Source organism: Pseudomonas sp. CC6-YY-74 (genome assembly GCF_002025205.1).
Lineage (GTDB): Bacteria > Pseudomonadota > Gammaproteobacteria > Pseudomonadales > Pseudomonadaceae > Aquipseudomonas > Aquipseudomonas paeninsulae.
This window is the reverse complement of the sequence record NZ_CP019947.1, coordinates 701,493-720,908: the sequence shown is the minus strand read 5'-3', so window position 1 is coordinate 720,908 and position 19,416 is coordinate 701,493. Positions and strand designations below refer to the sequence as shown.

Below are 19,416 nucleotides of genomic sequence, written 5' to 3'. Positions count from 1 at the left end.
AGCCACGTTTACAGTAAGAGCGGTAATAGTTGCATTATCCGTATTGGCTAAAGCACCCAAAGTTCCATCTATCTGACGTTGCTGGTTTTGGAAATCGGTTGTAGCAACTGCTGTACCCGATGTAGCTCCAGAGGCATCAACAACCCGACTCAAGGCACCAAATGACACATTTGAGCCATCCTTAGAACGAATAGTGCCGTCTGCCACATTAAAATCAAGCAAGGTACTCGCCCGAGAGTCGCCGGTGAGAATACCCATCAACTCTGCAGTGGTATCGAACTTAAAAGCTGATAAATCAATGGCTTCGCCTGATACTGTAATGCTTGCCAACTTGAAGGAATCAACAGAGGCACTGATGTCGAGAACGCTAAGTTTTGTCTCGAGGAAACTTACATTTTCAGTGCTATCCGCACCAGAGCTAATCGAATAACTGGACGGCGAGTTCAACTGCAGTGAACCCACCACGGTCTGCCCGCCAGCACCATGACCGACTGAACGAGCCGGACCAAAGCTGCCCGCGGCATCCTGTACTTTCACAGAGATGGCGGCATTGCCAGTGATTGCACCAAACTTAACGTTCTCTCCAGAACCGGACTCGACGGTCAGCACACCATCCTTGTCCACATTGGCCTTGACGCCTAACTTTGCGGCGTTGGAGTTGATCTGGTCGGCCAGATCCTGGGTGGAAGAGACTCCCACCAGCTTTACTGAATTGCTGCCCACGGTCAGCTCAAAGCTGGCCGACTCGGAAGCCGTCGCCTTCACCTCGGCCGTGAACACAGTGCGCGCAGTCGCGCTCAAGCCAGGAATAGCGCCATCGAGTTTGGCCGCCAGGCTCTTGGCGCTGTCATCGGCAGCTACAGAGATGGCTTTTTCCTGACCACCGCCGACTACCGTCAAAGTGGCTGGAGCAAAAGCAGCAGCGGCATTCGCCACCACACTGCCGGTTACTGCTCTCAGGTTGGCTGCCGTGGGCACGTTCCCTAATTGTGTAGCGCCGGCTGCCAATGCCGGATCACTGACTGCCTTGCTGCCTGACTGGAAGGAACCAACGGAGCTTGCACCTGCGCCCTTAAGAGCAACATCGATGGTTTCATAGGCATTGGAACCGACCTGGAAACTGGATGTCCCGAAGGAGCCATCGAGCAGCTTGCGGCCACCAAAGGTGGTGGTGTCGGCGATACGGGTCAATTCACCCTGCAGCGCGGAGACTTCCTTTTGCAGGGAGGCACGGTCGGCGTCGCTGTTGGAACCGTTGGCAGACTGGATGGACAGGTCGCGCATACGCTGCAGCAGGTTGGTCGACTGCTGCAAGGCACCTTCAGCGGTTTGCGACAGGGAGATGCCATCGTTGGCGTTGCGCACGGCAACATTGAGGCCGCTGATCTGGTTGGTCAGACGGTTGGAGATCTGCAGGCCGGCGGCATCGTCCTTGGCGCTGTTGATGCGCGAACCAGTAGACAGACGCTCCAGCGAGGTGTTCAGCGCGTTGGACGTGCTGGTCAGGTTGCGCTGGGTGTTGAGCGACGGGATGTTGGTATTGACTGTCAAGGCCATGATGGTGTCCTCCAAGGACTAGCGTGTTTGCCTGAGCGTGCGACCTTGGGCCGGCTTTGCCCAGGCACCCATAAAGTTCGCATTCGTAACTTGTATCGGCGCTTGCGGGGGGAGCTTTAGGTTTTTTTTGAGATTCTCCTGCTGTTTTTTTTACTGTTTTAAAACAGATGATTACGGACAAAAGACGATCAATCGCCACGACTAGCCGGGTTTCCGGCGCAGTTTCGGGGTTTTGTAGCCCTGCGCAGGGCGCGCCGTGCGCACCGATACCCGCGCGGGAGGTACAGCGGTAGCCATCCACAATCCTGAAACCATGGCCTGTGGGGGAAAATTTATTTGCGCTAGAACTGACAAGGTATCGCCGATGTTCGCTGATAAACCCACGCCTACAAAAAGCCGACGGCGTTTGCCTGCCGACCAAGGGTTTAGCGCAGCTGGTTGAACAGGTTGAGGCTGCTGATCTTGACGTAACTCTGCTGCGCAGCCTCCAGAATAATCGTCTGGAACGATAGTCGCGTCAGCGCTTCGGCATAATCCAGCTCGCGCAAGTCGGCCTGCACGGCCTTATTGAGCAGGCTGACATCTTCGTTGTCCGTTTGGGTCGACTCGATAATATTCAAGCGAGCGCCAATTTCACCTTGAACGCTGGAGACGGACTCCATGCCGTTATCAAGATTGGTTAGCGCCAAAGCCACAGCGTCACGGGTATTGAGGTTACCAGCCGGGGTATCCGGCTGGTTTTCCAGCGACTTGCGCAAAACCGCAATCGTATTGAGGATGCCCTGCTTTTCCTCGGCAGCTGCCGGACTCAGGGCGAAGCTATCGCCAGCAGCCGGCGGACTATCGAAACGGATGGACAAGCCATTGGCAGTGCTCAACAGCAGCGGGTAATCCGCCGGGGCGCTAGAAAAATCCAGGGTGGTGGGTGGCGTGGTATCCAGGGTGAAGTTCAGATCGGGGGCCACCGCGCCATTGGCGATAGCGAGGTTGGCGCTGCCCCCGGGGAAAGCCGCGGCAAAGGCAACCGGATCGGTGATGGCCGTACGCAAGCCTGCTGCGCTGGCAGACACGGAGTTGACTGTTACACCAGCCGATTTAGGCACAACGGCCACGCGCTCGCCACCGACCGGCACGCCATCGAACTTGAAACTGACACCGCGAAACTGATAGCTGTCGCTCTGTTCTGGTTTGTCATCGAGCTTACCGCTAGCCCCGGGCAAAGCCGCCGCAACACCATCCCACGGGTATGCATACGCATCAAAGCTAAGCTGGTCGGGCGCATCACGGAAGACGACCTCAATGCCTGCCGCAGGAAAACCCGGAGTGCCAGCAAACGCAACCTCATCGGTCACAACCGGAGCAGAGGCTCGCAATGTTGAACCCACAGGACTATTGAGCTGGGTGGTACCAATGCGCCCCGCGTTGCGAACATTTTCAAAGATCTTCTTGCCGTTATCGCTGATGGCCAGATTCAACGAACTGGCTACCTGCAGTTTTCGCTGACCTTCATCGCCTTGATAGCTGTAGCTGCCATCGGCGGCGCGAACAAACGGCGGGCTTTTACCCTGGTAACCTGAAAACAGATACTCACCCCGAGCATTACGCGTGTTCATCAGAGTCAGCAATTCATTCTCACGCTCACGCAACTCGGCAGCGATGGAACTGCGATCCGCCTGACTGAGCGCACCATTACCGGCCTGCACCGCCAGCTCACGCACGCGTTGAAGCGCTGTATTCACCGAGTTGAGGGTGACTTCTTCCTGGGTCAGGCTGTTCTTCGCTGCGGTGAGGTTGTCCTTGTACTGGGTCAGCACGTTCTGCTGTTGTTCCAGTTGCAGCAGGCGCACCGAGGCGACCGGGTCGTCCGCCGGGGTGAGGATGCGGTTGCCGGTGCTGATCTGCTCTTGGGTGCGGGTGGCATTGGCGTAGTTGCGCTGGATGCCGGCGACTCCGTTGTTGAACGCCTGGATGGTAGAGATGCGCATGCTTGAGCCTCTTGTTGCAATCCGGAGTCTGGCCGCCGCTAGCAGCCCCTCACCCTAGCCCTCTCCCGAAGGGAGAGGGGATTGTCCTGTACGCGCCTGATATCGGCGCACATTTATCTAAAGGTATTGATCAGGGTATCGAACAAAGAGCGCGCAACTTGAATGACCTGCGCCGAAGCGTTGTAGTACTGCTCGAATTTGATCAGGTTGGCGGCCTCTTCGTCGAGGTTGACCGCCGACAGCGAGTCGCGGTTGTTGGTCGCCTGCTTGAGGATGGCGCCGGTCGCGGCGCTGTCCTGTCGGGCTTGCGCGGTCAGGGTGCCGACGCGCTCGACCAGATCGCCATAGCCATCGGTGAAGCTGACGCCGGTGCTGATAGCCACTGACCGATCCACGCCCACGGTCTGCTTGTTCTGCAGATCCACCAATTTCAGGGCGTTGCGGTTGTCCGATACGCCGTTGGCATTGAACCCCATACTGAATCTATCGCCATTTTCCGGGCGACCGCTGAAGCTCTGGCTGATCGTGTAGGACTGTACAACGCCCCCGACATCGACCTCGACGACATAACTGAGCTGATTGCTTTGCCCAGGCGTGATGCCGATAGCCTGCACTTGAGGCGCAGGCAGCGCGGGCAGCGCAGGTGAGGTAATAGTCACCCCAGCCGGCAATGGGGTGTTGAATTGCAGGCGATTATTGGCCGCATCGAACGTCAGCCCAATCGAATTGATAGCCTTGAGATTGGCCAACTCCATCGGCTCGAGGGTGTTGGTAATTTCCGGCTGACCTATCACCGCATTACCGCGATTCTGCAACTCGGCCTGCGAACGCAAGGGCGCGGCAAACGCCAACTGATCCGGTTGATCCAGCTGGGCGCTGATGGTCGTGGCGCCTCGCCGGGTTGGTTGCAGCAGAAATTTATCCGCCGCCGCCGGCGCAGAATTGATGGCCAGCTCGAAGCCCTGATCGCGGCCGGCCGCATCGGTGAACGTCAGGGTCGCCGGATAGCTGCCAGGCGAGCTGGGGCTGATCGTCATCGCCGCACCATCGCTCAAGCGTCGGGCGCTGTAGTTGCTGCCGTCGAATTCAAGACGATAGTCGCTGGTGGTGAGTACGCTGGTATCGGTGATATTCAACGCCGGCTGAACGTTACTGGTATTACTCGAAAAAGCCCGCACGCGTAACGCGGCCAGCGCCGTAGCGTTGTAGTCACCGAACAACGCCGAGCCTACCTGGCCCTTCAAGTCCAGGCCCTGGCCTAGCTGGGTATTGACCTGATCACTGACCGCCAGCGCCAGTCGCCCAAGCGAATTGAGGGTCGGGTCCAGGGTTTCCGCGCGGTAGCGAATCAGCCCGCCCAGCTCGCCACCAGTGAGCAAGGAGGTGATGCCCTGGCGCGAGCCGCCGCTGACGAAGCTCACTTCAAAACGCGTCGGGTCGCCCTGCCCTGGCCCGACTTCCAGGCGGCTGGTGGTGCTACCCACCACCAACGGCTGGCCAGAGCCGACGAACAGATTGAGCGAGTTGTCATCCTGCGCCACCACGGTCACGCCCACGTAGGTGGACAGCTGACGGACCGCCTCCTCGCGCGCATCGAGCAAGTCGTTGGGTTGCTGGCCGTTCGCGGCGGCCTTGGCGATGGCATCGTTGTAGCCAGCGATCGAGGTGGCCAGACGATTGACCTGGTCGCTGACCGCGACCATTTGTTTGTTGATAAAGCTGTTCTGCTCGGTGATCCGCTCGGACACCGTATTGAAGCGCCTGGCCAGGCCTTCCGCCTCGGACAGCACCAGTTGTCGCGCCGGGATGTTGGCTGGGTCTTCGGCGGCCGTCTGCAGGGAAGAGAAGAACTTCTGCAGCGAGGGCGTGATGCCAGTGGTGGTGCCGGCCAACAGCGAGTCGAGCTGTTCGATCTGGCCTCTATACGCCTCGACATCGGAGCTGAGGGCGGTACTGCTGCGCACCTGCGCGGTCAGAAATTCACTGTAGGTACGACGGATATCCACCAGGGTAGTGCCCGAGCCTATATAGCCGGCGCCACTGAACTGCGGGTTACGCGTGGCCTGCACTGCATCCTGGCGAGAAAACCCCGGGGTGTTGACGTTGGTGATGTTATGGCCGGTGACAGCCAGCGAAGTCTTGTTCGCCGACAACCCGGACAGGCCAATACTCAGTAAGTCAGCCATGGCTCAATTCATCCCCGGGTCGGCGCGGTATCGCTGGAAGCGATCGCTTGGTAGGTCGACATCTGCCGGGCGATCTGCGCCACCTTGCGGGCGTACTGCGGGTCGGTGGCGTAACCGGCCTTCTGCAGCTCACGGGCGAATTGCTCCGGGTTCTGCGTGGCATCGAGGGCTTTTTCGTAGCGACCGTTGCTCTGCAAAAAACTCACATAATCATCAAAGCTATGGGCATAAGAATCATAGGAGCGGAAGGATGCAGCCTCTTTGACGGCCTTACCGCCCTTGAATTCGGTGGTCAGCACCCGCGCCGACTCGCCATCCCAGCTGTTGTGGCTCTTGATGCCGAACAGGTTGTGGCTGCTGGTGCCGTCCTGCTGGCGAATGATCGACTTGCCCCAACCGGTTTCAAGTGCAGCCTGGGCCACCAGGTAGCGCGCATCGACACCGATCTTCTCTGCGGCCTGCTCGGCCATCGGCAGCATGGCCGCGATGAACTCGTCCTTCGAGGTGAAGGCTGTCTTGCCCGACGCCTGGGCCAGACGACGACCGCTGATGGCATCTGCGCCATTCAGGCTCAGGGCCTTGTCGGCGGGAGCGGCAAACGCCTTGGCCGCAATCCAGTCGTTCTGCGCCAGAGGCTGTGCCGCTGCCGCGCCAGCCGTAGGCACGATTCCCACCATCATCCGCTCGCTCAACCTGCCCGGCAGCGACAGACGCCGCTGGTTGAGCAGGGATGAGTCGTCGCGGCTGCTGTCGACCTGGGCCAACGGCTTGCTCGGCGCACTCGGCACCGGCGCATCGACCTGGGCGAAAGGATTGGGCCGACTGCCGGAGTCCTTGAGCTGCGACATCTGCCGCACCAGCACGTCGGCCAGGCCGATACCGTTCTGATTATTCGACAGGGTCACCGACAATTGCTGATCGTGCATGTCCTGGTAGGTCTTGCTCTCGTTGCTGTTCATGAAATTGCCTTCGGCGAACACTTCGTTGGCCGAACGCATGGCTTTGAGCATTTCATTGAGAAACAGCGACTCGAACTCCTGCGCCACCTTGCGAATGTTCTTTTCGCTGTCGCCACCGAGCTTGAACTGGTTGAGGCGGTTCAGGTCGGTGAAGGCGCCGCTGTCCAGCGGGCTGTTGGTGTTGACGCTGCCGAGCAAGCCGGCCGAGAGTCGAGAATCCATAACCTATACCTCAAATGACAATCAGGTCAGCCTGCAAGGCGCCGGCTTGCTTGAGCGCCTCCAGGATGGCCATCAGGTCGGAGGGCGATGCGCCCACCTGGTTAACCGCCCGGACAATTTCATCCAGTGTGGTTCCGGGGCCGAACTTGAACATCGGCTTGGCCTCTTGGTCGGCATTGACTCGCGAACGCGGCACCACCACGGTCTGCCCACCGGATAGGGCCTCCGGCTGACTGACGATAGGGTCTTCGGTAATGGTTACCGTCAGGCTGCCGTGGGTCACGGCGGCCGGCTGTACGCGCACGTTCTGGCCAATGACGATGGTGCCGGTGCGTGAATTGATGATGATCTTGGCCACCGCCTGGCCGACTTCCACTTCGAGGTTCTCCAGAATCGACAGGTAATCCACGCGCTGATTCGCATCCAGCGGCGCACTGACGCGGATCGAACCGCCGTCAAGCGCCTGGGCGACACCGGGGCCGAGCAAGTCGTTGATCTGGTCGACGATATTCTTCGCGGTGGTGTAGTCCGGGCGATTGAGATTGAGCGTCAGGGTATTGCCCTGATTGAAACCGCTGGGCACCGAGCGCTCGACCGATGCGCCGCCAGGAATACGCCCCGCCGAGGGTACATTGACGGTAATCCGCGAACCGTCGCCGCCTTCGGCATCGAAGCCGCCGACCACCAGATTGCCCTGGGCGATGGCATAGACATTACCGTCGATACCCTTGAGCGGCGACATCAGCAAGCTGCCACCGCGCAGGCTCTTGGCGTTACCGATTGAGGACACGGTGATATCGATGGTCTGCCCCGGCCTGGCGAACGCGGGTAAATCGGCATGAATGGACACCGCCGCGACGTTCTTCAGTTGGACGTTGCCACCTTGCGGCACCTTGATGCCGAACTGCGCCATCATGTTGTTGAAGGTCTGTACGGTGAACGGTGTCTGGGTGGTCTGGTCGCCGCTGCCATTGAGGCCGACCACCAGGCCGTAACCGATCAGCTGGTTGCTGCGCACGCCCTGGATGCTGGCCAGGTCCTTGAGCCGTTCAGCTTGCGCCGGCAGGCACAGCAGCAGGCACAGCAGCAAACCGTAGGAGCGGGCCATGCCCGCGATCTTGCTATACGCCACACGGACGTTTTCGCGGGCATGGCCCGCTCCTACGGTGGTCATCGGCGTCATCCTGTTCAAAACGGCCACAGCGGGCTGATGAAGAAACGATCGAGCCAACCTGGCTGACTGGCGTCGGCAAAGGCGCCGGTGCCCGAGTAGGTGATGCGCGCATCGGCGATGCGGGTCGAGGCCACCGTATTGTCCGTGGCGATATCGTCGGCGCGTACCAGGCCGGCGATACGCACCAGCTCATCGCCGGTATTGAGGGTCATCCACTTCTCGCCACGCACGGCCAGAATGCCATTGGGTAGCACCTCGGCCACGGTCACCGTGATCGAACCACTCAGGCTGTTGCCCTGAGCCGCTTTGCTATCGCCCTTGGTATCGCGGCTGGAGTTGTACTCGGCGCCCAGCGACAACTTATTGTCGGAAAATGGATTGGCCGCCGATACCGCGCCACCGAACAGCGAGGTCAGGCCGATGTCGGCGCTGCTGTCCTTCTGGATCTGCGAGCCGGCATTCTTGCTGGCCTGGGTGCGCTCGTTGAGGGTGATGGTGATGATGTCACCAACGCGGTAGGCCTTGCGGTCACCGAACAGATTGTTCTCGAAGCCGGCCTGATAAATCGAACCATTGTTCTGCTCCGCCGGTAACGGCGTGCGCGGCAGGACCGGTGCGTAATACGGGTCGTTGGGCTTCGCTGGCGGCGAGACGCAGCCACCCAGAAGCGCAAGACCCAGCATCGAGAGCACTATTACCAGCCGGTTCATAACCACTACCTCACCGCGTTGTATATCGGGCCAGGGCCGGGCTAACGCCCAGCATCAGGCATTAAAGATTCTGCGAAACGAAGGCCAACATCTGATCGGCGGTGGAGATGACTTTCGAGTTCATCTCGTAGGCGCGCTGGGTGGTGATCATGTTCACCAATTCCTCGACCACGCTGACGTTGGAGTTTTCCAGGGTGTTCTGCAGGGTGGTACCCAAGCCGTTGAGGCCCGGCGTGCCGACCTGTGGTGCACCGCTGGCGGCGGTTTCCAGGAACAGGTTGTTGCCGATCGCTTCCAGGCCCGCCGGATTGATGAAGTCGGCGGTCTGCAAATTGCCGACGATCTGCGGCTGCGGACTGCCGTCGGTGGTCACCGAAACCGTACCGTCTTCGCCAACGGTGAAGGTGCGCACTTCATTGGGCAGAACGATCGCCGGCTCCAAGGCATACCCGTTGGAGGTGACGACCTGGCCATCCGAATTCAGGTGAAAGCTGCCATCACGGGTATAGGACACCGTGCCATCGGGCATCAACACCTGGAAGAAACCGCGGCCGTTGACCGCCATGTCCAGGGGTTGTTCGGTGGTTTGCAGGCTGCCGGCGGTGAAGATCTTCTGCGTGCCGACCACGCGTACACCGGTACCCAGCTGCAAACCGGACGGCAGCTGGCTGTCCTGGCTGGACTGACCACCTGGCTGGCGGCGGATCTGATACAGCAGATCCTCGAACTCGGCACGGTCGCGCTTGAAACCCGTGGTCGAGACGTTGGCCAGGTTGTTGGAAATGGTGGTCAGGTTCATGTCCTGAGCGGACAGACCGGTCTTGCTGACCCACAGTGCCGGAAGCATATCGATTCTCCTCGAGCGCCATTTTCAAGGCGCTGCGTGCTGGTAATTAGCTAATTTGCAAAACCCGCGCCACAGCGGCCGCATTGTCTTCGGCGGTGCGCATCATCTTGACTTGCAGTTCGAACTGGCGGGACAGGGAGAGGATCGCGGTCATCTCCTCCACCGCATTGACGTTGCTCGACTCGAGAAAGCCGGAGGTTATCTGCACCGTGGCATCCGCCTGCACCGGCCCGGTACCCTTGAAGCGAATCAGGCCGTCGCTGCCCTTCTCCATCTGCTTGAGATCGGGATTGACCAGCTTCAACCGATCAACCTCGGCGAGCACGCTAGGCCCCTCGCCGAGGGCACGTATGCTGATGGTGCCGTCCTGGCCGATCTCGATTTTCTGCTCTGGCGGCACGGCAATCGGCCCACCGTTGCCCATCACCGGCAAGCCGTTGCCGGTGCGCAACACGCCAAGAGCGTCAATATTCAGGCTGGCAGTGCGCACATATGCCTCGCTGCCGTCGGCGGCCTGCACGGCCAGCCATCCACGACCGCCAATCGCCACATCCAGGTCGCGACCGGTTTCCTGCATCGAGCCGGGAGTGAAGTCGGTACCGGGGCGCTCGGTCATGGCATAGACCCGCGCCGGCAGCGTATCGCCGAAGACCTGCATCGAACGCGCCTGCTCGAAGTCGCGGCGAAAGCCGTTGGTCGAGATATTCGCCAGGTTGTTGGCGTGGGCACTCTGGGCCAGGCTGTTGTTTTGGGCTCCAGTCATGGAGACGTATAGCATCTTGTCCATGGTTATCCTCCGAGGTAGGCGTGACGCCTGCTGCTCTATATAAGGTAATAGAGCAAAGGTCGTGCCACCCTCAACGGATAATCATAGTGCGTTGAAATATATGATTTTTAACATACAGAAAAGGCTCCACAAGGAGCCTTTCAAGAGCGCGTCGGCGAGTTATTGCCGCCGGCGGCAAAGCCATTGCCTGCCGTGCAGAGGCGCTGACGCCGCCCCAATCAGGCGGATTGAGTGGCGATCCGCCTAAACGTCGATGGGTATCGCTACGCTCAAGCCTACGCGGCCCGCCACATCCTACAAAAACCTGACCGCTTTGATGACGCAATGAGCCGCAGGATGGCGTTGAGCGCAGCGATAGCCATCACAACGAGCGAGATAAAACCCGAAAACTCCCGCGCCTGCGCAGCCGCGCCCCGGATTGCGCCGGGGCTTATGCGGCTACGTCACGGATAGACCGGCGCGCTGAGGCGCCGCGCCTTATCAGCGCAGGTTGATGATGGTCTGGGTAATCGAGCTTTCGGTCTCGATGGTCTTGGCGTTGGCCTGGTAGTTGCGCTGGGCGACGATCAGGTTGACCAACTGGTCGGACAGTTCAACGTTGGAGTCTTCCAGGGCGCCGGACTGCAAGGCGCCCAGGGTACCGCTGCGCGGCGTACCGACCACCGGCTCGCCAGAGGCGAAGGACTGCACCCAAGCGGTTTTGCCTACCGGGGTCAGGCCCTGCACGTTGGCGAAGCTGGCCAGAATCACCTGCCCTTGCACCTTGGATTGACCGTTGGTGTAACGGGCGAAAATCACCCCGGTGTCGTCGATCTCCAGACCCGCCAGCTGGCCGGTGGTGTAGCCATCCTGACTGACGCTGTTGACCGCAAAGGAGCTGGAGAACTGCGTGGAGCTGCGCATATCAACCAGAATGCCAGTGGGGTTGGCATTCGCGCCATTGCTCGACCATACCGGCGGCACGCCGCCATCCGGCGCGGCGGGCACCCAGCCATTCATGGTAAAGCGCCCGGTGGCATCGACGGTGAAAGCCGCACTGGAGGTCAGGCTGCTGGTATCCAGCTGACCACTGGCCGTAAAGCCGACAGCCATCGAATAGGGCGTGGTGGAAGTCGGAGTAGCCGGATTGCGCCCATCGACCAATACATTCATCTGCCACTCGTTGGCGCCGGTCTTGACGAAGTACTGGCTCAACACATGGGCATTGCCCTGAGTGTCGTAGACGTTGGTCGAAGTGGAGGAGTTGTAGGTGGTCGGATCGGCCGGATTGAAGGTGGCGTTGGCTGCCAGCCGAGCAGCCGTAATGGTTGCCGGGGAAGCCGCAGCTGCTTGGCCTGCAGCTTGCGCAGTAGCGATTTCCGTAGCATCAGGGTTAGCTGGATCCGCAGCACTAGCAATGGATGTGTTGTAAGCGGTGTTATAAGCAGCCAGGGTAGTCGCGTCGTAAGTGCCCTGCCAGGATGTCGGCACGGTATTGGTCGAGTTCAGGTTGAAGGTCTGATCCAGTTTCGTGGTTGACCGCGGCGCCTGGCTCGCGGTTTCGATGCGCAAATCGCTGATCACACCATTCTGCAGGTTGCCGCTGCCATCGACGGCATAGCCCTGCAGCTTGTAGCCGAAGTTATTGACCATGAAGCCATCGCGATCGGTACCGAAATAGCCGGCACGGGTGTAACTGACCTCGCCGTTGTTGCTGGTCTGAAAGAAACCGTTGCCGTTGATCGCCAGGTCCAGGGAATTTTGCGTGTAATTGACATTACCCTGATTGAACAGCTGCGAGACGTTGCTCAGGAGTACACCGCTACCCACCGCATTCTTGCCGGTACCGTTCACCGAAGCCGCATAGACATCGGAAAACTCCGCACGCGACTGCTTGAAGCCGGCCGTACCGGCGTTGGCAATGTTGTTGCCGGTCACGTTGAGATCGCTGGTCGCAGCTCGCAGGCCACTAAGACCGATATTGAACGCCATGGAAGTCTCCTTTGCCGGTATAGCCGGCGACTAAAATCCTGAAATTACTGACCGATTACCTGCACCTGGGAGAGCGGCACACTGCCAAGCCCCGCCAGGTTGAGCATCAACTCGCTGCCGCCCAGCACCACACTGTCGACGTTGGCCGGGAGCATGGTGTAAAGCGCCTCGGTCTTGCCTTCGTAGGTGGCCTGCGCCTCGAACTTGTAGGTGCCAGGCGGCAACTGTTTGCCGCTGGCATCCTTGCCGTCCCAGATAAAGCTGACATTGCCGGCGGCCTGCTCGCCCATATTGATTCGGCTCACCACCGTTCCCGCGTTGTCGTAGACATTGACGTAGACGTTGCTGCTGCTGGTCGGCAGGACCATGCTGGCCTTGAAGCTCTCGCTGGTATCGACCACCGCCTGGTCGGTCGGAATGATCACCTTGCGCCCGACCAGGGAGGAGGCCTGCAGCGCCTGGGAGGATTGATAGCCCGACAACAGAGACCCCATGCTGGTATTGAGCTTCTCGATGCCTTCGACCTGGCTGAATTGGGCCAACTGGGCAATGAACTCGCCATTACTCTGCGGCTCCAGGGGGTTCTGGTTATTCAGTTGCGCCACCAACAAGTTGAGAAATTCGTTCTTGCCCAATTCTTTATTGGCCGTGGTGTCACTCTTGATCTGGTATTGATCGAGTGCCGAACTGACGCCATTTACAGTGCTCATGCCTTATCCCCTTCCTGCGATTTACTGACCCAGGGTCAGTACGCGCTGCAACATTTGTTTGGCCGTGTTCATCATCTCGACGTTGGTCTGGAACGCCCGGCTGGCGGAAATCATGTCGGCCATTTCCTCGACCACATTGACGTTGGGGTAGTACACATAGCCGCCTTCATCGGCCGCCGGATGGTTCGGCTCGTAGCGCGGCTTCAGATCGCTCTGATCCTCGACGATACCCAGCACCTGCACGCCGCTGCCGGCCTGATCCTGCTCGGCGAACAACGAACCACTGCCATCGCCCATGGACTGCTGGAACATGGTGGCAAATACCGGATGGCGTGCGCGATAGGTCTGATCGACGCTCGACGACACCGACTCGGCGTTGGCGATGTTGCTGGAAATGGTATTCAGACGAGTGCTCTGGGCACTCATGCCGGTTCCGGCGATATTGAAAACACTGGCTAATGACATGGCTTCGGGCTCCTTTAATCGCCGCGCAGGGCGCTGACCAGCCCTTTGAATTTGCTGTTGAGAAAGGTGAAGCTGGCTTGGAAGTTCACCGCGTTTTCCGCGTAAGTGGTCTGTTCCACTTGCACGTCGACGGTGTTCTGATCGATCGATGGGTGCGAAGGGATGCGGTAGGCCAGACTGGCATTGCCCATGGCCATGCCCTCGGCGGCGATGTGCCGGCTGTTGGTACGGGCCAGGCCGGCCGAACCACGCTGGGCATTGGCACTCTGCTCGGCCAGCACCGAAGCGAAATCCAGATCGCGCGCCTTGTAGTTGGGCGTATCGGCGTTGGCTATGTTATTGGCCAATACCTCGGCACGATCGGCGCGAAAGCCGAGTGCCCGTTCGTGGATGCCTAGTGCGCTGTCGAAGCTGATACTCATGGTCAGGAACCTTTGCCGTTGGGCTTGCCTGTTTTCCGTACAAGACATTTAGCAAAGGTCGTGCCATTTATTTTTTATGTTATATTTCAATAACTTATTAAATAATAAAGGCATCTTAATAGGCCGAGCGGCAAGACTTTTCCGCCTCATGGCAAACAATCCGGCAAGCGGGTCGGGGTTTTGCCGCTGCGCGTGGCCACAGCTGATCAAGTGTTTTCTTCAACCACCAACCATGAGTCACCAACGGAAACGGCGTCGTAGCCTGGACTAAGCCTGGGCGGAATCCAGACCAGAGGGCTGTCCAGATCGTCAGGCAGCGCACCAACCTGCAGGAGGCGCGACCCGCGGCAATAGCAGGCGTAGTCCGCGCCATAAGGAAAAGCATCGCGCCGGGGCGGCCCTCCTACAGGCTCGTAGGGCGCCTGCGGCAAGGACAATCCCCGCAATTCGCACATAATCGACTAACAAAAACGGGAGGCCACTGGCCTCCCGCTTCTTTATACAGTGCAACCCTGTGCAACCGGCTTACTTGACCTTGTAGATGATCCCCGGGCTGCATTGCACCATCTGATAACGATCCGGCAGGCCGTTGAGTGCCTCCGACGCGCCGAGGAACAGGTAGCCACCCGGCTTCAACATGGCATGTATGCGCGTGAGGATGTCTTTCTTCATCTCGGCGGAAAAATAGATCAACACGTTGCGGCAAAACACGATGTCGAACTTGCCCAGGCTGGCATAACTGTCCATCAGGTTCAGCGGACGAAATTCGACGCGACTCTTGATCGCCGGTTTGACCACCCAACGTCCCGGTGCTTTCGGATCGAAATAGCGCTGCAAGCGTTCTTGCGACAGACCCCGCCCCATTGCCAGGCTGTCGTATTCACCGGATTTGCAATTGGCCAACATCGACGGCGAAAGGTCGGTGGCAACAATTTGTACGCCGGCCTTGAGTTGGCCGATATTGGTTTTCTCGAACTCGTCGATGCTCATCGACAGGGAATACGGCTCCTGCCCCGAAGAACAGGCCGCAGACCAAATGCGCATACGCTGGCCCGGAGCCGCCTTGATCATCTCGGGCAAGACCCGATTCTTCAGTACCTCGAAGGGATAGGTATCACGAAACCACAGGGTTTCATTGGTGGTCATGGCATCCACCACCTGCTCACGCAAACCGCTACGCGGCTGGCTTTGCATGCGCTGCACCAATTCCCCGAGAGTCTTGATCCCGTGCTGTTCCTGCAGCTTGTTCAGCCGACTGGATACCAGGTACTGTTTATTGCTACCCAGCAAAATGCCACAGGCCTTTTCCAGGAACGTCCGGAACTGTTCAAAATCCAAATTACCTGAAGACACTAGCCAGGCCTCGCCAATCAAAGTGTTGCACTGAAAGATGCACCCGCTGCCTTATCTTCAGATCGAAGCAACACTGCTGCATTCGGAGATACGGTGTTAAAAACAGGTTCAACAACTCATTTTACGCTTGAAAAAAGCCAAGCCCGGTAGCCGGCACAGCCTGCGATTCTGCCAGCGCGAGACAACCCCCCAGCGGGCGTTCGCCCTGCGTTCACTAGGCCTGATCGACCTCATTGATGCGTGCCACTACCCGCGATGCCAGATCATCAGGACGAAACTTAGGGAGAAAGTCATTGGCGCCAACCTTCTTCACCATGGCCTGATTGAACACCCCGGAAAGCGAAGTATGCAGGAGGATGTGCAACTTCTGCATACGCACATCGCTGCGGATCTCTGCGGTCAGGGTATAACCGTCCATTTCCGGCATCTCGATATCGGAAATCAGCATCAGCAACTCCTGGTCAGGATGCCTGCCCTCGTCTGCCATGTTACGCAGGTAATCCAGGGCTTGCCGACCATCGTTCAGCGCCGTGACCTCCACCCCAACGGTTTGTAGGCAACGAATCACCTGCTTGCGTGCCACCGATGAGTCATCGACGATCAGCACGTGCTTGCTGAGCGCCTTGCTCTGGGTTTCAGCATCCACAACACCGGCAGAAATCACCTCGGACGTCGGCGACACCTCGGCGAGGATTTTCTCCACGTCGAGAATTTCCACCAACTCATTGTCAAGGCGGGTCACTGCAGTGAGGTAGTGATCTCGCCCCGCGCCTTTGGGTGGCGGATGGATCTCCTCCCAGTTCATGTTGACGATGCGCTCGACCGAATGCACCAGAAAGCCCTGAATCTTGGTGTTGTATTCGGTGATGATGACGAAGCTGTTCTTCAGATCCTGCAAAGGCGGCCGCCCGGTAGCCATGGACAGATCGAGGATAGGAATGGTGCCCCCCCGAATACTCGCAACCCCCCGTACGATGGGGCTGGATCTGGGCATGATGGTGAGCTTGGGGCATTGCAGCACCTCCTTCACCTTGAATACGTTGATGCCATAAAGCTGCCCGCCATCAAGACGAAACAGCAGCAGTTCCAAACGATTCTGCCCAACCAACTGCGTGCGCTGGTTAACCGAATCCATTACACCGGCCATGCCCCAACCCCTATATTTGAGTAGCGCACATTGTGCTTCGTGTAGCAGGCGGCACGCGCCTTGCTAATCACTCTGCATGAACGCAGAAACGACAATTTTTCGACACTTCAACCGGAGCAGGTATCGATACCTGCCGGCAAAAGGCCGCCTTTGGCTGGCAGTTTTACCTGCTTTGCTCGCGCTCGGCTACAGCTCCGTGGCACCTGCCGCGGTAACCTTGCCTGAACAGCTTATCGGCGCCACCCAGAGTTTTCTTGAGCTAACGGTGGTCGACTACCTGCAGCGCAGCGAAATTCAAGGGCGGCATGAGGTTGAAATCAACCGTATCGATCCACGCTTACGCCTGCCCCTGTGCGACAAGGAATTGACGATCAGTCTGGAAAGCCCTGCCCAGCCGATCGGACGTGTCACCATGCGAGTGCGCTGCGATGGCAGTTCACCTTGGACGGTTTTCGTTCCCGGAGAAGTCAGACTGTACCGTGACGTGGTCACCGCCATCCGCCCACTCAAGCGTGAGACCGTTCTGTCAGACATGGATGTGAGCCTGATGGAGCGCGATGTCGGCCTACTCAACCAAGGTTATCTGACCAGCCTCAAGCAGGTTGTTGGCAAAAAACTGACGCGCCCGTTGCAACCCGATCAGGTAGTGGCGCCGGCGCATGTCGAACAAGCCGAGGCCATTCGCAAGGGCGAGCAGGTGGTGATCAGCGCACGCAGTGGCGGCATGAGCGTGCGCACACCGGGCGAGGCCCTATCCGACGGGGCCATCGGCAAACAGATCAGTGTGCGCAACCAACGCTCGAAACGTATAGTCAAAGCACGGGTAATAGGACCTGGCCAAGTTGAAGTAGCCATGTAGGCACGACTCTCGCTTCTTCATAGAACGGCTCTAGCCAAACAGACTGGCTGACGATTTATCACGCTGCGTTTAAACTGTCGGATGAAACACCGTTTTTTTCTCTAAAGTTTTGCCCGGCACGGCCGAGAAACTAGGCAAGCGTCCAAATACTGCTCGAGGTTTTACATCATGGTCATCGACTTCAACCGGCTAAACAATGCCCCCACTCCTGCCAATTCAGGGCGTGTGGGCGGCGCTCAGTCTGGTGGCCGGAATGAAGCCATCAGCGACAAACCGACCAGCCCGCCACCAACTCAGGCCCAGCCGGCAGACGCCAGCAAGAGCGGCGAGTCGGTGCAGTTCAGCCGCGAAGCGCAACAGCTGCAAAAGATCAGCGAAAAATTGGCTGACCAGCCAACCGTCAATAAAGAGCGCGTTGCCCAGCTCAAACAAGCGATCCTTGACGGCAGTTACCAAGTCGACAGCCAGCGCGTTGCCAGCAAACTGCTCGACTTCGAATCCCAGCAGCGCTAGGGCAGCGCCGGGGTGTCAGCCTTACAGTGCAGTGGCGCTGCTACGGCCCGCAAACATCTGAGAGCCTGCGATGCACGATACAACCCTGCTTAAGCTTTTCAACGACGATATCGGCAGCGCCGAGCAACTGCTCGAACTGATCGATAACGAATTCCAGGCTCTCGGCGAGCGCGACCTGGTTCGCTTGCAAAGTATTTTGGAAACTAAGCAACCACTGCTAGCGCTGCTCGACCAACACGGTCAGGCGCGCAGCCAACTGCTGCTCAGCCTACAATTGAGCGCCGATAACGCAGGGCTGCAAGCCCTTGCCGAACGTTCTAGTCAAGGCGCTGCACTCCTTGAGCGCGGCGACCAACTGCACGCCCTGCTCGAACGCTGCCAAGCTGCCAATTTACGCAACGGTCGCTTGATTCGCTCCAACCAAGCATCGACAAGCAGCATCCTCGGCATTCTCCGTGGTGGCGAAACCCCCAGCCTCTATGACAGCCGCGGCAGCACCGCTAGAGTCGGTCAGCAGCGTCCGCTCAGCCAGGCCTGAACACTTATAATAAGACACTGGAAACGCTGGCATAATGGCAGCATTCTATTGTCACTGTATCTGCCTGGAGAGTTCTGGACCGTGTCCAACCCCTTTATCGAGGACGATGGCCCGCAACCACCGGTGGTTCTCAAAGCCCCCGTGGAAATCGTGGCCAATCTGCGTCAACTACAACAGAACCACGACCCGCTGGTGATCACCTTCCACGAACGCAGCCAACGTTTCCAGAGCTATCTGATTGAAGTCGAACGCGATAAGAAACGCCTGACGCTCGACGAGATGATCCCCAACGATGGCGAGCGCTTCCTGCAGAACGGCGAACCTTTTCGAGTCGAAGCCTTTCATGAAGGTGTGCGCGTGGCTTGGGAGTGCCTGCAGCCGGTACAGATATCCGAGCACCAGGGTGCTCGCTGCTACTTCAGCCCGATGCCAGAAGAAGTGCACTATCACCAGCGCCGCAATGCTTACAGAGCGCCACTCAAGCAAATAGAACCGGTCAAGATCGAACTGGCCGGCGCCAAGTTGCGCAGCCCCATAACGGGACAACTGCTGGATATTTCCGCCACCGGCTGCAAAGTACGCTTGCCGGGCAATATCGCCAGCAGCCTGCACTCTGGTCAGGTTTATGAAAGCTTTACTGCTCAACTGCCATTCGGCGCGCTGACCCTTGCCGTGGAACTGCGCCATGTGCAGTATGAAGAGACACTCGACACGACCTTTGCCGGTGTGCGCTTTCATCGCCTGAACGGCCTGGAGCAACGCCAAGTCGAGCGCTTCGTCTACCAACTGCAGCGCGATGCACGCCGCTTCGACAGCGACGGCTTGTTCTAGCAGCCTGCCGAGCATGCGCAATTGACCCCTAGGTTGTACCGAGGGACGAACTGCCGGGCCTGGCGGAATTCAATCTGTGCGGCCCGACCTACGCGGCCCGCCCCAGCCGACAAACGGCTACTCCCGGAGAGGCTGTCAGGGTCTTATCGGGGATTACCCGCCGTCTTCGCCGAAGCAGCG

General features: G+C 58.8%; 17 protein-coding genes and 1 pseudogene. 4 read left to right on the top strand and 14 right to left on the bottom strand.

Annotated elements, in window-relative coordinates; all coding sequences use genetic code 11:
* Window positions 1-600: 600 nt before the first annotated feature.
* The 14 genes and pseudogenes from B2D37_RS24040 to B2D37_RS03340 all read right to left on the bottom strand — a co-directional run.
* Window positions 601-1,557 (bottom strand): annotated as a pseudogene (locus B2D37_RS24040) (flagellin hook IN motif-containing protein); the annotation flags it as partial.
* Window positions 1,558-1,982: 425 nt separating this feature from the next.
* A complete protein-coding gene (locus B2D37_RS03400; protein WP_079201395.1) occupies window positions 1,983-3,542 on the bottom strand; it encodes a flagellar hook-associated protein 3 in 1,560 nt (519 codons plus the stop codon).
* Window positions 3,543-3,655: 113 nt separating this feature from the next.
* Window positions 3,656-5,728, bottom strand: a complete 2,073-nt coding sequence (gene flgK / locus B2D37_RS03395) for a flagellar hook-associated protein FlgK (protein WP_079201394.1) — start codon at window positions 5,726-5,728, stop codon at window positions 3,656-3,658.
* An 8-nt stretch (window positions 5,729-5,736) separates the two neighbouring features.
* Window positions 5,737-6,909, bottom strand: coding sequence for a flagellar assembly peptidoglycan hydrolase FlgJ (flgJ, locus tag B2D37_RS03390; RefSeq protein ID WP_079201393.1), 1,173 nt, complete (start codon window positions 6,907-6,909; stop codon window positions 5,737-5,739).
* A gap of 10 nt (window positions 6,910-6,919) precedes the next feature.
* Window positions 6,920-8,017 carry a flagellar basal body P-ring protein FlgI gene (locus B2D37_RS03385; protein WP_079204889.1) on the bottom strand — a complete coding sequence of 366 codons (1,098 nt, stop codon included), beginning with the start codon at window positions 8,015-8,017 and terminating at the stop codon, window positions 6,920-6,922.
* 80 nt (window positions 8,018-8,097) lie between these two features.
* Window positions 8,098-8,793 carry a flagellar basal body L-ring protein FlgH gene (gene flgH, locus B2D37_RS03380; protein ID WP_079201392.1) on the bottom strand — a complete coding sequence of 232 codons (696 nt, stop codon included), beginning with the start codon at window positions 8,791-8,793 and terminating at the stop codon, window positions 8,098-8,100.
* A 61-nt stretch (window positions 8,794-8,854) separates the two neighbouring features.
* The gene (flgG, locus tag B2D37_RS03375; RefSeq protein ID WP_079201391.1) at window positions 8,855-9,640 is read right to left on the bottom strand and encodes a flagellar basal-body rod protein FlgG; all 786 of its coding nucleotides are present in this window, start codon (window positions 9,638-9,640) and stop codon (window positions 8,855-8,857) included.
* Window positions 9,641-9,686: 46 nt separating this feature from the next.
* Entirely contained in the window at window positions 9,687-10,427 is a 741-nt protein-coding gene (locus tag B2D37_RS03370) for a flagellar basal body rod protein FlgF (RefSeq protein ID WP_079201390.1), read from the bottom strand.
* Between the two features lie 480 nt (window positions 10,428-10,907).
* Complete coding sequence (locus B2D37_RS03365) at window positions 10,908-12,398, bottom strand: flagellar hook protein FlgE (RefSeq protein ID WP_079201389.1); 1,491 nt, start codon at window positions 12,396-12,398, stop codon at window positions 10,908-10,910.
* A 44-nt stretch (window positions 12,399-12,442) separates the two neighbouring features.
* Complete coding sequence (gene flgD, locus B2D37_RS03360) at window positions 12,443-13,108, bottom strand: flagellar hook assembly protein FlgD (protein ID WP_079201388.1); 666 nt, start codon at window positions 13,106-13,108, stop codon at window positions 12,443-12,445.
* Window positions 13,109-13,129: 21 nt separating this feature from the next.
* Entirely contained in the window at window positions 13,130-13,573 is a 444-nt protein-coding gene (gene flgC, locus B2D37_RS03355) for a flagellar basal body rod protein FlgC (RefSeq protein ID WP_079201387.1), read from the bottom strand.
* 14 nt (window positions 13,574-13,587) lie between these two features.
* A complete protein-coding gene (gene flgB / locus B2D37_RS03350; RefSeq protein WP_079201386.1) occupies window positions 13,588-13,995 on the bottom strand; it encodes a flagellar basal body rod protein FlgB in 408 nt (135 codons plus the stop codon).
* Between the two features lie 525 nt (window positions 13,996-14,520).
* Window positions 14,521-15,348: a protein-glutamate O-methyltransferase CheR gene (cheR, locus tag B2D37_RS03345; protein ID WP_079204888.1), complete on the bottom strand. Its 828-nt coding sequence runs from the start codon at window positions 15,346-15,348 to the stop codon at window positions 14,521-14,523.
* Window positions 15,349-15,562: 214 nt separating this feature from the next.
* On the bottom strand, window positions 15,563-16,495 hold the full coding sequence (locus B2D37_RS03340) for a chemotaxis protein CheV (RefSeq protein WP_079201385.1): 933 nt from the start codon (window positions 16,493-16,495) through the stop codon (window positions 15,563-15,565).
* Between the two features lie 76 nt (window positions 16,496-16,571).
* On the opposite strand from B2D37_RS03340, the gene flgA reads away from it, so the two are divergent.
* The 4 genes from flgA to B2D37_RS03320 all read left to right on the top strand — a co-directional run bounded on the left by flgA (window position 16,572) and on the right by B2D37_RS03320 (window position 19,236).
* Window positions 16,572-17,354 carry a flagellar basal body P-ring formation chaperone FlgA gene (gene flgA / locus B2D37_RS03335; RefSeq protein WP_079201384.1) on the top strand — a complete coding sequence of 261 codons (783 nt, stop codon included), beginning with the start codon at window positions 16,572-16,574 and terminating at the stop codon, window positions 17,352-17,354.
* Window positions 17,355-17,522: 168 nt separating this feature from the next.
* A complete protein-coding gene (flgM, locus tag B2D37_RS03330) occupies window positions 17,523-17,867 on the top strand; it encodes a flagellar biosynthesis anti-sigma factor FlgM (protein WP_079201383.1) in 345 nt (114 codons plus the stop codon).
* A 70-nt stretch (window positions 17,868-17,937) separates the two neighbouring features.
* Complete coding sequence (locus tag B2D37_RS03325; RefSeq protein WP_079201382.1) at window positions 17,938-18,405, top strand: flagella synthesis protein FlgN; 468 nt, start codon at window positions 17,938-17,940, stop codon at window positions 18,403-18,405.
* An 81-nt stretch (window positions 18,406-18,486) separates the two neighbouring features.
* Complete coding sequence (locus B2D37_RS03320) at window positions 18,487-19,236, top strand: flagellar brake protein (RefSeq protein WP_079201381.1); 750 nt, start codon at window positions 18,487-18,489, stop codon at window positions 19,234-19,236.
* Window positions 19,237-19,416 lie beyond the last annotated feature (180 nt).

Bases quoted from the DNA above. Each gene is read 5' to 3' on its own strand.
- B2D37_RS03400 (WP_079201395.1), bottom strand. From the start codon at position 3,542: ATGCGCATCTCTACCATCCAGGCGTTCAACAACGGAGTCGCCGGCATC.
- flgK (WP_079201394.1), bottom strand. From the start codon at position 5,728: ATGGCTGACTTACTGAGTATTGGCCTGTCCGGGTTGTCGGCGAACAAG.
- flgJ (WP_079201393.1), bottom strand. From the start codon at position 6,909: ATGGATTCTCGACTCTCGGCCGGCTTGCTCGGCAGCGTCAACACCAAC.
- B2D37_RS03385 (WP_079204889.1), bottom strand. From the start codon at position 8,017: ATGGCCCGCTCCTACGGTTTGCTGCTGTGCCTGCTGCTGTGCCTGCCG.
- flgH (WP_079201392.1), bottom strand. From the start codon at position 8,793: ATGAACCGGCTGGTAATAGTGCTCTCGATGCTGGGTCTTGCGCTTCTG.
- flgG (WP_079201391.1), bottom strand. From the start codon at position 9,640: ATGCTTCCGGCACTGTGGGTCAGCAAGACCGGTCTGTCCGCTCAGGAC.
- B2D37_RS03370 (WP_079201390.1), bottom strand. From the start codon at position 10,427: ATGGACAAGATGCTATACGTCTCCATGACTGGAGCCCAAAACAACAGC.
- B2D37_RS03365 (WP_079201389.1), bottom strand. From the start codon at position 12,398: ATGGCGTTCAATATCGGTCTTAGTGGCCTGCGAGCTGCGACCAGCGAT.
- flgD (WP_079201388.1), bottom strand. From the start codon at position 13,108: ATGAGCACTGTAAATGGCGTCAGTTCGGCACTCGATCAATACCAGATC.
- flgC (WP_079201387.1), bottom strand. From the start codon at position 13,573: ATGTCATTAGCCAGTGTTTTCAATATCGCCGGAACCGGCATGAGTGCC.
- flgB (WP_079201386.1), bottom strand. From the start codon at position 13,995: ATGAGTATCAGCTTCGACAGCGCACTAGGCATCCACGAACGGGCACTC.
- B2D37_RS03340 (WP_079201385.1), bottom strand. From the start codon at position 16,495: ATGGCCGGTGTAATGGATTCGGTTAACCAGCGCACGCAGTTGGTTGGG.
- flgA (WP_079201384.1), top strand. From the start codon at position 16,572: ATGAACGCAGAAACGACAATTTTTCGACACTTCAACCGGAGCAGGTAT.
- flgM (WP_079201383.1), top strand. From the start codon at position 17,523: ATGGTCATCGACTTCAACCGGCTAAACAATGCCCCCACTCCTGCCAAT.
- B2D37_RS03325 (WP_079201382.1), top strand. From the start codon at position 17,938: ATGCACGATACAACCCTGCTTAAGCTTTTCAACGACGATATCGGCAGC.